Source organism: Tritonibacter sp. SIMBA_163 (genome assembly GCF_046535935.1).
GTDB lineage: Bacteria > Pseudomonadota > Alphaproteobacteria > Rhodobacterales > Rhodobacteraceae > Epibacterium > Epibacterium scottomollicae.
Genome location: NZ_JAWJBP010001408.1, coordinates 1 through 233 on the forward strand (window position 1 = coordinate 1; position 233 = coordinate 233).

Consider the following 233-nt stretch of genomic DNA (forward strand, 5'->3'; position numbering starts at 1 on the left):
GGAAACGACACAGCAGGGGATACCTTCGTGATCGAGACGGGCGATGACCTCCATGACGCCGGGGATCAGCGGCCCGCCGTCGCGCAAGGTCTGATAGGCCTCACCATAGCCTTCGTCGATCCAATCCTGCGGTAAGGTGGCCCCCATCTGGGTTGCACTGGCTGCAACCTCTGGCATGGCAAGCCCCGCAAATGTGGTCATGCTCTGATCTGTGTCGAGGGTCAGACCATGGC

The 233-nt window shown here is 61.4% G+C and carries 1 pseudogene; it reads right to left on the reverse strand.

The features are described from left to right. Positions 1–201, reverse strand: a pseudogene (locus R0J92_RS26925) (HAD family phosphatase); the annotation flags it as partial. Positions 202–233: the final 32 nt, after the last annotated feature.